A 13,137-nucleotide genomic window follows, 5' to 3' on the forward strand; every position below is an offset into this window, starting at 1 on the left:
TTCCTTAAATCTACTTGGTGCCTGAGACTTAACTGCAGTACTCGCAGAGCGTAATCGCGGCCCGCGCGTCCCTTGGGCCCCACAGGGAACGTAGGATTCTCTAAGGAACAAGTGAATCAGAACGTGGATGCAGGCTCCCCCCAGCCCGCCAGCGCGATCACTTCAGCAGGAGACAAGGCAGGCATTTTGACCGGGAACTTCAACTTCCAGCATAAGAACACGGCCCTTCTCAGCGTCACCAGCGTTGAAGCACCGGTAGTTATGACCTCAGCTGAATTCGATGAACGGCTGGCGCCGTCCCTCAAACGGCTCAGGCTCTCCAAGCGGCTTCTGGAGCGCGTGGCGGGGGTGAGCGAGCGGCGCTGGTGGTCTCCGGGCACGGACTTCGACGACGCCGCCATCGAGGCCGGCGCGAAGGCGATTGCCGAAGCGGGTGTCGAACCCTCCGAGATTGGCCTGCTGATCAACACCTCGGTGACGCGACGCAACCTTGAGCCGTCCGTCGCCGTCAAGATCCACAACGCCCTGGGTCTGCCGTCTTCGGCCCTGAACTTCGACCTGGCCAACGCCTGCCTCGGGTTCGTCAACGGCATGACCCTGGCCGCGAACATGATCGAATCCGGGCAGATCAAGTACGCCCTGATCGTTGCCGGCGAAGATGCGCAGGGCACGCAGGAGGCCACCTTTGCGCGCCTGAACAGCCCCGATTCCACCCGCGAGGACTACCTGCGCGAGTTCGCCACGCTGACCCTGGGCTCCGGCGCCGCAGCAGCTGTCATCGGCCGCGCCGACGAGAACCCCGGTTCCCACCGCATCATGGGCGGCGTGTCCCGGGCTGGCACGGAGCACCACGAGCTGTGCGTGGGCGGCGTCGACGGCATGTACACCGACACCAAGGGACTGCTCGACGGCGGCCTGGAACTGGTCGTCAATGCCTGGGACGAGGCGCACGAAAAGGGCTGGAACTGGCGCTCCATGGACCGCTACGTCACCCACCAGGTGTCCAATTCCTACACCAATGCGATCATCAAGGCCGTGGACCTGGTCCGGGACCGCGTGCCGATCACCTTCCCGCGCTGGGGCAACGTGGGCCCGGCGTCGCTGCCGATGACCCTGGCCCAGGAATCCCGCACCCTGAACCCCGGCGACCGTGTCCTGTGCATGGGCGTGGGCTCCGGGCTGAACACCATGATGATGGAGATTGCCTGGTGACCGAGCTGTGGCCCGGCGTCCCGGAATCCTGGTCTTCCCTGGTCCAGGTGCCCTCGACGGCGGCAGTTGACCGTCCCGGAACCGTTCACAAGTGGCACCTCCTCGACAACGCCGCCGACCTTGAGGCCCGCGGCGTCGAGCCGGCCGGCACGCTGCTTTGCGTGCACGGCAACCCCACCTGGTCCTACCTCTGGCGCACGCTGCTGGCCGCGGGCTCCGCTGCCGAGCAGCCGTGGCGGGTTATCGCCGTGGACCAGCTGGACATGGGCTTCTCGGCCCGCACCGGCGCCTTCCGCCGGCTCGAGGACCGCATCACCGACCTCGGCGACCTCACGCAGGAGCTGGGCCTGACCGGCAAGGTAGTCACCGTCGGGCATGACTGGGGAGGAATCATTTCGCTGGGCTGGGCGCTGCGGCACCGCAGCCAGCTCGCCGGCGTCGTCCTCACCAACACCGCGGTGCACCCGGCCGGCTTCGATGTTCCGCCGGCGCTGCGGCTGGCCCTGCACCCGGCCGTCCACGGCTGGGGCACCCGGGCCACCGACGCCTTCATCCGCGTCACCCACTCCCTCGCGCAGCCCGCGCTGGCCGGGGATGTCCGTGCCGCGTTCTCCGCCCCCTACCGCAGCGCCGCCCGCCGCGACGGCGTCGCCAACTTTGTTGCCGACATCCCGGCCGAGTCCACCCACCCGAGCTGGCGCACCCTGACCCGGGTGGCCGAGGGCATCCGCCGGCTGGACGTTCCAGCGCTGATGCTGTGGGGACCGAAGGATCCGGTGTTCTCGGACCGCTACCTGCGGGACCTGATGGACCGCCTGCCGCACGCCGACGTGCACCGCTTTGAAGGCGCCAGCCACCTGCTGCCCGAAGACGTGGACATCACCGCGCCGGTCTTCGACTGGCTGCGCCGCGGCCCGGGCACCGAGAATGCCGAGCTGCGCGGCCGCGCTGCCGCAGGCCTCTCCGTCTTCCGGCCGATGCTGGCTGAGCTTGACGAGCGCGACGGCGACAGCTCCCTCGCCGTCGTCGACATGGCCCCGCTGGGCGCACCCGCGGGCAGCGGCCCGGCCTCCCTGTCCTGGACCGAGCTGGCGCACCGCGTCAACCGGCTTGCCGCCGGGCTGTCCGCAGCCGGGGTCCGTCCCGGGGACCGCGTGAACCTGCTCGTGCCGCCGGGCATTGAACTCACCTCGCTGATTTACGCCTGCCTGCGGCTGGGCGCCGTGATCGTCGTTGCCGACGCCGGGCTGGGCACCAAGGGCCTGAGCCGCGCCATCAAGGGCGCCGGCCCGCAGTACATCATCGGCATTGAACGGGCACTGACCGGCGCACGGATGTTCGGCTGGCCCGGGGTTCGGATCAGCGCGCAGACGCTGCCGCCGCTCAAGGCACGGCTGCTGGGCGTGAAGCACTCGGTGCCCGAGCTGATTGCCGCCGGAGAAGACGCCGACGTTCCGTGGCTGCCGGAGCAGCCCGACGCCGACGCCGCCGTGCTGTTCACCTCCGGGTCCACCGGCCCGGCCAAGGGCGTGGTCTACACGCACCGGCAGCTCACCGCCATGCGCGATGCGCTCAAAAACACCTACAACCTGCAGGCCGGGACGTCGCTGGTGGCCGGCTTCGCGCCGTTTGCGCTGCTCGGACCGGCGCTGGGCGCCACCTCCGTCACTCCGGACATGGACGTCACCTCGCCCCGCACCCTGACCGCGGCGGCACTGGCGGATGCGGCTGCCGCCGTCGGCGCCACCACCGTGTTCGCCTCTCCGGCGGCCCTGGTCAACGTCCTGGCCACCTCCGCGGAGCTGGGTCCGGACCAGCGCAAGGCCCTGGCCCGGGTGGAGCTGCTGCTGTCGGCCGGCGCGCCGATTCCGGAGCCGCTGCTGGCCCGGGTGTCAGCCCTGGCGCCGAACGCCGAGCTGCACACGCCCTACGGGATGACCGAGGCCCTGCCGATCACCGACATCAGCCTGGACGGGATCCGCGCTGCGGGAGCCGGCAACGGCGTTTGCGTCGGCACACCTGTTTCCGGAGCCCTGGTGGCGATCGCCGAGCTGGCTCCGAACGGCAGCGTCGGTGACACCGCGCTGGACGCCCCGGGCGTGACCGGGGAAATCCTGGTCTCCGCGCCGCACGTCAAGGACCGGTACGACCGGCTCTGGATCACCGAAGCCAAGAGCTGGTCGCTGCCGGGCTGGCACCGCACGGGCGATGTGGGGCATCTGGACGAAGAGGGCAGGCTCTGGGTCGAAGGCCGGCTCGGGCACATCCTCACCACTCCCGACGGCGTGGTCACCCCCGTGGCGGGCGAGCAGGCCGCGGAGTCCGTGGCCGGCGTCGGGCGCGCCGCCCTTGTGGGCGTCGGCCCGGCCGGAACCCAGGTTCCGGTGGCCGTACTGGAACTTCAGGAACCGGTTCGCCGGGCCGGCACCGCAGCGCCGGAGCTGACCGCCGCTGTTCGGACGGCCGTCGCTGCCGGAGCCGGGCTGGACCTGGCCGCCGTGCTGGTTCTGCCCGCTATGCCCACCGATATCCGGCACAATTCCAAGATTGACCGCACTGCCCTGGCTGGCTGGGCCGAGCAGGTCCTGGCCGGCGGACGGGCGCGGGTTCCCGGAACGGGCGGACGTAAATGAGCGCGGCAGACGGATCCGGGGTTACCGAAGTGCCGGAGTTGAGTTCTGTTGGAATCCCGGGGCTGAGTGCGGTTGAGGCGCCGCGCCGGGTCCTGGTGACCGGTGCCAGCGGGCTGCTCGGTGGGGCCGTTGCACAGCTGCTGGCCGATAAAGGCCACAAGGTGCGCACTCTGCAGCGCACCCCCATGCCGCCGTCGTTCTCCGACCGGCCGTCCGCCGGAAAGCCCGACGTCGGTTCGGCGTTTGAGTCCATCGCCGGCTCCGTCTCCGACCCGGCGGCCGTCGCCCGCGCGGTCGAGGGGATGGACGCCGTCGTGCACCTGGCGGCGAAGGTGTCCTTCACCGGCCAGTGGCAGGACTTCGTGGACACCAACATCACCGGAACGCGGACCCTGATTGACGCGGCGAAGGCAGCCGGTGTCCGGGACTTCGTCTTTGTGTCCTCACCGTCGGTGGCGCACTTCGGCGAGCCGATCGCCGGAGCCGACGCCGGCACCGCCGATCCGGACCGGGCCCGCGGTTTCTACGCCCGGTCCAAGGCAGCCGCAGAGCTGCTCGCCCTGGCCGAGGACTCCCCCGGCTTCCGGGTGGGCGCCATCCGCCCGCACATCGTGTGGGGACCCGGCGACACGCAGCTGGTGGAGCGTGTCATCGAGCGCGCCCGTGCCGGACGGCTGCCGCTGCTGGACGGCGGCACCGCCCTGATCGACACCACGTACATCAGCAACGCCGCCGCCGCCATTGTCCGCGGGCTGGAGCGGATGGACTCCGCCCACGGGCAGGCACTGGTGGTGACCAACGGGCAGCCCCGTCCGGTCGGTGAGCTGATCGCCGGGATCTGCGCCGCGGCCGGAGTTTCCGCTCCTGCGTGGAGTGTTCCGGGCTGGGCGGCCCGCGGGGCCGGATCGGTGATTGAGCGGGCCTGGCTGGCTGCCGGAACCCGCGGACTGGTGCACGACGAGCCGCCGATGACCCGGTTCCTGGCCGAACAGCTGTCCACCTCGCACTGGTTTGACCAGCGCCGCACCCGTGAAGTGCTGGACTGGACGCCGGCGGTTACCGTGGAGGATGGCATGCGGCGGCTCGCAGCCCATTACGGCGGCACTGCGGCCTAGACCCCGCGGGTTTGCCGGGCATCGGTGCCGGTGCGGGGCATCGGTGCCGGTCCGGGGCAGCCTCGGGGTCCACGGGCTCGTGTCCAGGCCGTGCGCCCCGCATCCGCGGTCCCCCACCACTTCGTCCCCCTTCGAATCACAGCAGAGGAACTTCATGGACAGCGTCAAGGGTATTGAAAACTGGCCGGTCGAGAATGCCTCGGCCGCCGTCGTACTGGCGGACGGCAGCGTGGCCGGCACTGCCGGGGATCTCGGGCGGCGGTATCCGCTGGCTTCGGTGACCAAGCTCCTGACCGCCTACAGCATGCTGGTGGCGCTGGATGAAGGAGCACTGGAGCTGGACCAGCCCGCCGGGCCCGAGGGTTCCACGGTGCGGCACCTGCTGGCGCACAGTGCAGGCTATGACTTCGGCGAACGCACCGTCCGCTACGAGCCGGGGACCCGGCGCCTGTACTCCAACGCCGGATTCGAGGTGCTCGGGGAAACTCTGGAGGAGGCCACCGGCATTTCCATGGCCGACTACATGCGCGACGGTGTTCTCGCTCCCCTCGGCATGAACTCCACCGCGCTGGAAGGCTCCCCCGCCGCCGGCGCCGTCTCCACGGTGGCCGACCTCAGCCGGTTTGCCGCCGAGCTGCAGCAGCCCGTACTCACCGCGCCGGGACGCCTGGCCGAGGCAACCGCCGTCGTCTTCCCCGGCCTGTCCGGTGTCCTTCCCGGTTTCGGCCGGCAGAAGGAGAACGACTGGGGCCTGGGCTTTGAGATCCGCAATTCCAAGTCTCCGCACTGGACCGGTGCCAACAGCTCGCCGCGGACCTTCGGCCACTTCGGCCAGTCCGGTACGTTCCTCTGGGTGGATCCGGAGGCCGGTGCCGCGGCTGTGGCTCTGACGGACCGCGATTTTGGGCCCTGGGCTGCCGAGGTCTGGCCTCCGTTCACCGACGGTATTCTCGCGGAGCTCGGCCGCGCCTGACGCTCGTTGGTCGGGCCGTGCACGGTTAGGCCGCTCGGTCGGGCGGTTGGACGGTTGGACGGTTGGACGAGCCAGGGTGACCCTGCCCGCGCACTGGTTCCCACGGTTTGGGACTGCTGTTGCTCCTGTGACCACAGGGATCCCGGAAGCGCTCAAAGAGTGGGAACCAGTGCCCCGGCCGAGATCGATGTGACCCGAAACCGTTCGGCGGAGAGTCCGTAGTACACATAACGGGCTTATCCGACTGGTAAAAGCCCGTTATCTGTACTACCGGTGCCCGCGAGAGGACTACCGGTGCCCGCGAAGGCCGTTCCTGCGCCCCTAGCCCGAACCTCATGGCCCGAACCAAGAGTCTGACCCCACGCCCCGAAGCCCGAACAGGAACTTCGGAGCAGGTCCTCTCTACCAGCGGCCGTTGCGCGGCTTCGGCTGGCACACCGGACAGCTGTACGAGGAGCGGTTCATGAAGGAATCCCGCCTGATCAGGGTGGAGAGCCCGACGGCGGCACACCGCGGACACGGTTCACCCTCGCGGCCGTAGGCGTTCAGCGACCGGGAAAAGTATCCGGAGGCGCCGTTGACGTTGACGTACAGGGAATCGAAGCTGGTGCCGCCGGCGGCCAGGGCTCGGGTCATGACGTCGCGGGCGGACTCCACCAAGCGAAGGGCGTCGGCCCGGCGCATTGTGTCGGTCGGCCGGGCGAAATGCAGTTTCGCGGCCCAGAGGGCTTCGTCGGCGTAGATGTTTCCCACGCCGGAGATCAGCCCCTGGTCCAGCAGTGCGCGCTTGATGCCGGTTTTGCGTTTGCGCAGCCGGACGTAGAAGTCTTCAAAGGAGAACGCCGGATCCAGCGGGTCGCGCGCAATGTGCGCGGCTTCCTCGGGAATCAGCGGCAGCCCGGTCTCGGACAGGCCGCCGGGAGCGCCGTCGGGAGTGGGCTGAAGGTCGGTGAGGAACACGCCGCCGAAAATACGCTGATCCACAAACCGCAGCTCGGCCGGCATCGGCGTTCCGTCAGCGGACACCGCGGGGCTGAGGGTGAGCCGGACCTTGAGGTGTTTTTCGTCAGGCAGGTGCGGGTCTTCCATCAGCAGCTGCCCGCTCATGCCCAAGTGGGCCATCAGCGCCAGCCGGGGGACGCCGTCGTCGGCCGACGGAAGGGACGGCGCAGCGGACTCCGTGACAGAGGAGACGGCGGAAGCGGAGGAATCAGCGGAAGCCCCCGACTGCGCAGCCGGTTCGGCCTCAACCAGCGGCATCCACAGGAATTTGCCGCGGCGGGCCACGTCGGTGACTACGGCTCCCTCGAGGTTGCCGCGCAGGTCCTCGGGGCCGGCGGCATGGCGCCGCACGGAGCGGGGATCAAGGATTTCGACGCCGGTAATGGTCCGGCCGCGGACCCATGAGGCCAGTCCGCGGCGGACCACTTCCACTTCAGGCAGTTCGGGCACGGGAGCTAGGCTCCGGAAGCCGCGGAGCTGCCCGCGGGGCACACCATCTTCCAGGTCGCGGCCGCAGCTTCCTGCTCCGCTTCCTTCTTGGAGTGTCCGGTGCCGCTTCCATAGGGCTTGTCGCCGATGTGGAGCACGGCGACAAAGCTGCGGGAATGGTCGGGGCCGGAGCCGGTGACCTTGTATTCGATGTCGCCGAGCTTTCGGCTCGCCGCGATCTCCTGGATGCTGGTTTTCCAGTCGGTGCCGGCGCCCAGGGCGTCGGCGTTGCGCAGCAGCGGACCTATCAGCCGCATCACCATGGCGCGGGCGGTTTCGATCCCGTGGCACAGGTAGACGGCGCCGATCAGGGCTTCGGTGGTGTCCGCCAGGATGGAGGACTTGTCCCGGCCCTTGGTGAGTTTCTCGCCCTGGCCTAGCAGAATGTACTGGCCCAGTTCGAGTTCCCGGGCGACTCCGGCCAGCGCGCGGGTGCTGACGACGGCGGAGCGGCGCTTGGCCAGCTCACCCTCGGACAGGTCCGGGTTGTCCCGGTACAGCGCGTCGGTTACGGAAAACCCCAGGATGGAGTCCCCCAGGAACTCCAGGCGTTCGTTCGTGGGGATGCCGCCCTGCTCGTAAGCGTAGGAGCGGTGCGTGAGGGCAAGACGAAGCGTCCCGGCGTCGATATCGACACCGAGACGCTTCAGAAGCTCTTCAGTATTCTTCACTTTTTGGTATTGACCCGAAAAGCAGTATTCATTTCCCCGTCCGACACTGCCGTGCAGGGAAGGAACACTGGTCTTAGACGTCCGCTACCTTGCGGCCCTTGTATTCAAGGAACAGCGCGGTACCAGCTGAGTCGGTCACGACCTTGGCCTGGTGAGGCAGGCTGTAGGTAACGCGGCCGTTCTCAACGGTTTTCACCAGGTTGGGGGCAGTTGCCTTCCACTGGGACCGGCGTGCACGCGTATTCGAGCGGGACATTTTCCGCTTGGGAACAGCCACGACTAACTCTCTTCTCTCTCGTCTGACTCTGTACTTGTTGCCGCAGAATTGTCTGCGGCGCTGCCAGCCAGCCCGGAGAGGGCTGCCCAGCGAGGATCCACTGTTTGGTGGTGGTGACCCGGATCCTCCTCAAGGCGCGCTCCGCATTCGGAGCAAAGGCCTTCGCAGTCCTCCCGGCACACCGGCTGGAACGGCAGGGTGGTTACCACTGCGTCCCGCAAAACCGGCTCAAGATCGATGACATCTCGCTCGATCCGGTGTTGCTCTTCTTCCTCTTCTGTTCCGAAAGACTCAGCGTCCTCGTAGTAGAAGAGTTCCTGCACATCGACTTCTTCGTCGTACGCGATGGGCTTCAGGCACCGTCCGCATTCTCCCTGAACAGGAGCGATGACGGTTCCGGATACTAAAATCCCCTCGTGCACGGCCTCGAACCTCAGGTCCAGATCAAGATCTGCACCTTCCGGCACGCCGATAAGCGCAACACCGAAGTCCTTCGGTGCCGGAACATGTTCGTGCATAGTCCGCATAACCCCCGGGCTGCGCCCGAGATCCTTGACACTAATGGCCAAGGGCGACGAACCCGGATTAATCCGCGACTGAACGCTAATGAGAACTCCTGTAGAACATAGACCGACATATCATCTTAGCCTGATACGGCCGATTCTCTCAAACTGCGCCGCACCTCGCCTCAGATCGAGGCAGGGCACGGGCTGCTCATTCCAGTTTACAGCCCATAGCGCCGCCGGTTTACATCGCAGCCCTCCCGGCTCGCAAAAGGACCCCGCTCGCATAAACTGTCGGGATGCTTCCCTCCCTCCGCGCCCTGCCGCACCGCCTGGTGGTCCGGCTTCAGCGCGGAGTACCGCGCAGTGTCGATATCGCCGTCGCCACCGTCGTCTCCGCCCTGCTGATCTGGCTGTTTGCGGCTGTCCTGCTCTTCTACTATCCGCAGGTGCATGAACCTGCCGGGGCCGACGCCGTTGTGGTCCTTGCCGGTGCGGCCTCGGAACGCCTGCCGGTGGGCCGGGACCTGTCCTACCAGGGCTACGCCGGCGATCTGGTGCTCTCCACCACGGACACCCCCGGCAACAGGATCACCGACATGTACTGCGACTACATTTCCAGCCCCGCGGTCACCTGCTTCTTGCCGGAGCCGCTGACCACCCGCGGCGAGGCCCGCGCCGTCGCCCGGCTGGCCGCGGACAACGGCTGGGACAACCTGATTGTGGTGACGTCCCGCTATCACCTGCTGCGCGCTGAAACCAACATCAGCCAGTGCTCGACGGCGACACTCACCATGGTGCCCTCCGACCCCGACCTCTCCCCCGGCCAGTGGCTGGGGCGGTTTGTCGAGGAGACCGGCGGGCTGGCGGCGTCGGTGCTGCGGCCTGCCTGCGCGAGCCGGATCTAGCGGCTCAGGCTCCTTTAGCGCGGCTTAGGCGCCCTGGTCCTGCTGCAGCCGCCGGAACGCGGCCAGCGGCACCAGCTCCTTGACATCGCCGCCGAGCGCCGAGACTTCCTTGATCAGCGTTGAGGACAGGTGGGTGTAGCGGCTCTCGGCCGGCAGGAACACGGTTTCGACGCCGGTCAGGTGACGGTTCATGACGGCCATGGGCAGTTCGTACTGGTAATCCTGGACCGAGCGCAGCCCCTTCACAATGGCGTCCACGCCGTGCTCGCGGCAGAAGTCGGCCAGCAGACCGTCGCCCATGGGAACAACCGAGACCCCGCGCAGGGCGCCCAGGGTTTCCCGTGCCATCGCGAGCCGTTCCGGGCCGGAAAACCGGTATTTCTTGGCGTAGTTGGTGGAGACCGCCACAATCACTTCATCGAACAGGCTGGCCGCGCGGGCTATCACCTCTACGTGTCCGTTGTGGATGGGGTCATAGGATCCGGGGCATACAGCGCGTCGCATAGGTCGAATCTACCCGGTCAAAGCGGGTAATACTGGAAGGCATGAGCTCTCCCCATTCCGCATCGCTGTTACGCTCCGACTCCGCCGGAGGAACCCCGCCCTGGCAGCGCACCGCCGCCGGCGCCAACCTTCTCGGCGCAGACGGAGCGCTGGGGGTGACCATCTTCGAGGAAATCACCGTCCTGTCCGGCCGGCACAACGCCATCAACCTGGGCCAGGGATTCCCCGATGAGGACGGTCCGGCTGAAGTGATGGAGGCAGCACGCGCCGCCATCCTCGATGGCAGAAACCAGTACGCGCCCGGACAGGGACTGCCGGTGCTGCGCAACGCCGTCGCCGCCCACCAGGAACGCTTCTACGGGCTGTCCCTGGATCCGGACACCCAGATCATCATCAGCACCGGCGCCACCGAGGCCATTGCCGCCACCCTGCTGGCCCTGACCGGACCGGGCGACGAAGTCCTGACCTTCGAACCGTTTTATGACTCCTACGGGGCGATCATCGGCCTCAGCGGAGCCACCCACACCACGGCGCCGCTGCTGGCACCGGACTTCCAGCCGGATCTGGCCACTCTGGAAGACTCTTTCTCGGAGCGCACCCGGGTGGTGCTGGTAAACAACCCGCACAACCCCACCGGAGCGGTGTTCCCCGCTGAAACACTGCAGCGGATTGTCGAGCTGGCCGCCAAGTACAACGCGCTCATCGTGACCGACGAAGTGTATGAACACCTCACCTTCGGGCCCCGGCATGTTCCCGTGGCCACGCTGCCCGGCGCCGCGGAGCGCACCCTGACCATTTCCTCCGCCGGCAAAACGTTCTCCTTCACGGGCTGGAAGATTGGCTGGCTGTCCGGACCGGCGGAGCTGGTGGCAGCTGTGCGCGCCGTGAAGTCTTTCCTCAGCTACAGCTCCGGCACTCCGTTCCAGGGCGCCATTGCCCTGGGTCTCGGGATGGAGGACGCATTCTTTACCGGCGCCGCCAAGACACTGCAGGCCAAGCGCGACGTGCTGAGCGAGGGACTGCGTGCGGCCGGCCTGACCGTCTTCGAGCCGCAGGGAACCTACTTCGTCAACGCCGACGTCGCACCCCTGGGCATTACCGACGCCACCGCCCTGGCCCGCCGGCTGCCCGAGCTGGTGGGTGTGGGCGCCATCCCGGTGGCGGTGTTCTGCCATGAGGAGGGTGCCAGGCGCACCCGGACGCTGCTGCGTTTTGCGTTCTGCAAAAAAACCGACGTGCTGCAGGAAGCGGCCGAGCGCATCGCCAAGCTGGGACAGGTGCTCTGATGGCGGCCAAAACGCCAAAGAACGACGGGCGCACCCCGTCACGGCTGCTGCGCGGCATCGGCGCCCACGCCACCATCACCGAAGACGGGTTCAGTCCCGGGGCCTGGGTGCTGAGCATCGGCGGCGCGGAGCAGTCGCACGTGAACCTGGCCCATCCCGAGGAGATTTTCTACGAGTACCTGCGGCGAATCGGCAACGTCCTGGACCTGGCGGCGCCGGCGGGGCAGCCGCTGCGGGCCCTGCACCTGGGCGCCGGGGCGCTGACCCTCACCCGGTACCTGCAGGCCACCCGCCCGGGCTCGGAGCAGCACGCGGTGGAGCTGGAGCGTGAACTGCTGGACTTTGTCCTGGCGCACCTGCCGCTGCCCGAGGGCACCGTGCTGGAGACGGTCATCGGAGACGCGCGGGATGCGCTCTCGCGCTATGAACCCGGCACCTTCGACGCCATCGTGCTCGATGTCTTTGCCGGAGCAGACGCCCCCGAACACCTGACCACGCCGGAGTTCTATGCCGAGGCCGCTGCCCTGCTCTCCCCCTCCGGGGTTCTGCTGGTGAATGTGGGCGACGATCCGGGGCTGGCCTTCTGCCGGCGGCAGGTCCGCGCCCTCCAGGAGGGCCTGCAGGGAATCCCGGAGGCCGGCTTCGCGGCGCTGGCCGAGAAATCGATGTTCACCGGCCGCTTTCCGGGCAACATTGTCCTGGCCGCCACGGCCTTCCCATGGCCCGAGGAGTGGACCGCGCAGCTGCTGGCCGCCGGCCCGCACCCGGCGGAGGTCCTGACCGGCGAGCGGCTGGACGTGTTCGCCTCGGCCGGCTGAACGGCTGGCCGGCTGAGCGGCGTACTCTGCTGAGCGGGTTAGGAGCCGGCAGCCGCCGCGTCGTCGTCGGTCTCGTCCTGGGTCTGCGCCGGTTCGGCGAACCAGAGCGTGGTTTCCCCGTACTTGCGTTCGCTGAAGCGTTCCATGCCCCCGGGCCAGACCGGTTCCGGTGAGCGGGTGGAGCGTTCCAGCACGACGACGGCGCCCTCGGCCAGGTGGCGGGGCAGCGCCCGGAGCACGGCGGAGAGGTCTTCCTCGTCCAGGTCGTAGGGCGGATCCAGGAACACCAGATCCCAGGTGACGTCGGCGGGGACGCGCAGCAGGTAGGTGTCGGCCTTGGCGCGGTGCACGTTGACGATGCTGCGGCCGGCGGCATCGTTGATCACCTTGGCGTTCTGCTTGCAGGCGCCGGCGGCCTTGTCGGCCAGTTCCACCAGGTCCACGGAGACGGCGCCGCGGCTGGCGCTTTCGACGCCGAGGGCGCCGGACCCGGCAAAGAGGTCCAGTACGCGGGCGCCGGAGAGGATGTCGTAGGACTCGAGCCGGGAAAACAATGCTTCCTTGACCCGGTCCGTGGTGGGGCGGGTTCCCGTTCCGGGAACGCTGGTCAGGGAGGTTCCGCCGGCGGTTCCGGCAATGATGCGGCTCATGGGTTTTACTTTATCGGGCTTTAACTGTTCGCTGTGTCCGGCTGCCCGGGCCACGGGATCGGACACAGGGTCGGCCGCAGAGCCAGCCGCCCCGCA

At 68.1% G+C, this 13,137-nt stretch carries 13 protein-coding genes; 7 read left to right on the forward strand and 6 right to left on the reverse strand.

What is annotated here, in order from left to right; genetic code table 11:
- Positions 1–186: 186 nt before the first annotated feature.
- The 4 genes from M1D40_RS11925 (at position 187) to M1D40_RS11940 (ending at position 5,933) form a co-directional block, all read left to right on the forward strand.
- On the forward strand, positions 187–1,212 hold the full coding sequence (locus M1D40_RS11925; RefSeq protein ID WP_341395083.1) for a 3-oxoacyl-ACP synthase III: 1,026 nt from the start codon (positions 187–189) through the stop codon (positions 1,210–1,212).
- On the forward strand, positions 1,206–3,845 hold the full coding sequence (locus tag M1D40_RS11930; RefSeq protein WP_461171060.1) for an alpha/beta fold hydrolase: 2,640 nt from the start codon (positions 1,206–1,208) through the stop codon (positions 3,843–3,845). Before M1D40_RS11925 ends, M1D40_RS11930 begins: the two co-directional genes overlap by 7 nt.
- Positions 3,842–4,960, forward strand: coding sequence for an NAD-dependent epimerase/dehydratase family protein (locus tag M1D40_RS11935; protein WP_461168960.1), 1,119 nt, complete (start codon positions 3,842–3,844; stop codon positions 4,958–4,960). Before M1D40_RS11930 ends, M1D40_RS11935 begins: the two co-directional genes overlap by 4 nt.
- A 154-nt stretch (positions 4,961–5,114) precedes the next feature.
- On the forward strand, positions 5,115–5,933 hold the full coding sequence (locus M1D40_RS11940; protein WP_461168961.1) for a serine hydrolase domain-containing protein: 819 nt from the start codon (positions 5,115–5,117) through the stop codon (positions 5,931–5,933).
- Positions 5,934–6,335: 402 nt separating this feature from the next.
- Here the strand turns inward: M1D40_RS11940 and mutM are convergent, their stop codons facing one another.
- From mutM to M1D40_RS11960, 4 genes are all read right to left on the reverse strand, one after another.
- Positions 6,336–7,385 carry a bifunctional DNA-formamidopyrimidine glycosylase/DNA-(apurinic or apyrimidinic site) lyase gene (gene mutM / locus M1D40_RS11945; protein ID WP_461168962.1) on the reverse strand — a complete coding sequence of 350 codons (1,050 nt, stop codon included), beginning with the start codon at positions 7,383–7,385 and terminating at the stop codon, positions 6,336–6,338.
- A 5-nt stretch (positions 7,386–7,390) separates the two neighbouring features.
- Entirely contained in the window at positions 7,391–8,095 is a 705-nt protein-coding gene (gene rnc, locus M1D40_RS11950) for a ribonuclease III (protein ID WP_341394792.1), read from the reverse strand.
- Positions 8,096–8,168: 73 nt separating this feature from the next.
- Positions 8,169–8,372: a 50S ribosomal protein L32 gene (gene rpmF / locus M1D40_RS11955; protein ID WP_055240805.1), complete on the reverse strand. Its 204-nt coding sequence runs from the start codon at positions 8,370–8,372 to the stop codon at positions 8,169–8,171.
- Between the two features lie 2 nt (positions 8,373–8,374).
- Positions 8,375–8,941, reverse strand: coding sequence for a YceD family protein (locus M1D40_RS11960; protein WP_341394791.1), 567 nt, complete (start codon positions 8,939–8,941; stop codon positions 8,375–8,377).
- A gap of 233 nt (positions 8,942–9,174) precedes the next feature.
- Between M1D40_RS11960 and M1D40_RS11965 the strand changes: the two genes are divergently transcribed.
- Complete coding sequence (locus M1D40_RS11965; RefSeq protein ID WP_461168963.1) at positions 9,175–9,783, forward strand: YdcF family protein; 609 nt, start codon at positions 9,175–9,177, stop codon at positions 9,781–9,783.
- A 24-nt stretch (positions 9,784–9,807) separates the two neighbouring features.
- Here M1D40_RS11965 and coaD read toward each other — a convergent pair whose 3' ends face one another.
- Positions 9,808–10,287: a pantetheine-phosphate adenylyltransferase gene (gene coaD / locus M1D40_RS11970; RefSeq protein WP_341394789.1), complete on the reverse strand. Its 480-nt coding sequence runs from the start codon at positions 10,285–10,287 to the stop codon at positions 9,808–9,810.
- A 41-nt stretch (positions 10,288–10,328) separates the two neighbouring features.
- On the opposite strand from coaD, the gene M1D40_RS11975 reads away from it, so the two are divergent.
- Together M1D40_RS11975 and M1D40_RS11980 are read left to right on the forward strand one after the other, a co-directional pair.
- On the forward strand, positions 10,329–11,573 hold the full coding sequence (locus tag M1D40_RS11975; protein ID WP_461168964.1) for an aminotransferase class I/II-fold pyridoxal phosphate-dependent enzyme: 1,245 nt from the start codon (positions 10,329–10,331) through the stop codon (positions 11,571–11,573).
- Positions 11,573–12,391 carry a spermidine synthase gene (locus M1D40_RS11980; protein WP_461168965.1) on the forward strand — a complete coding sequence of 273 codons (819 nt, stop codon included), beginning with the start codon at positions 11,573–11,575 and terminating at the stop codon, positions 12,389–12,391. Before M1D40_RS11975 ends, M1D40_RS11980 begins: the two co-directional genes overlap by 1 nt.
- 38 nt (positions 12,392–12,429) lie before the next feature.
- Here M1D40_RS11980 and rsmD read toward each other — a convergent pair whose 3' ends face one another.
- Positions 12,430–13,041, reverse strand: coding sequence for a 16S rRNA (guanine(966)-N(2))-methyltransferase RsmD (gene rsmD, locus M1D40_RS11985; protein ID WP_461168966.1), 612 nt, complete (start codon positions 13,039–13,041; stop codon positions 12,430–12,432).
- Positions 13,042–13,137 lie beyond the last annotated feature (96 nt).

This window comes from Arthrobacter sp. Z1-15, from assembly GCF_054792395.1.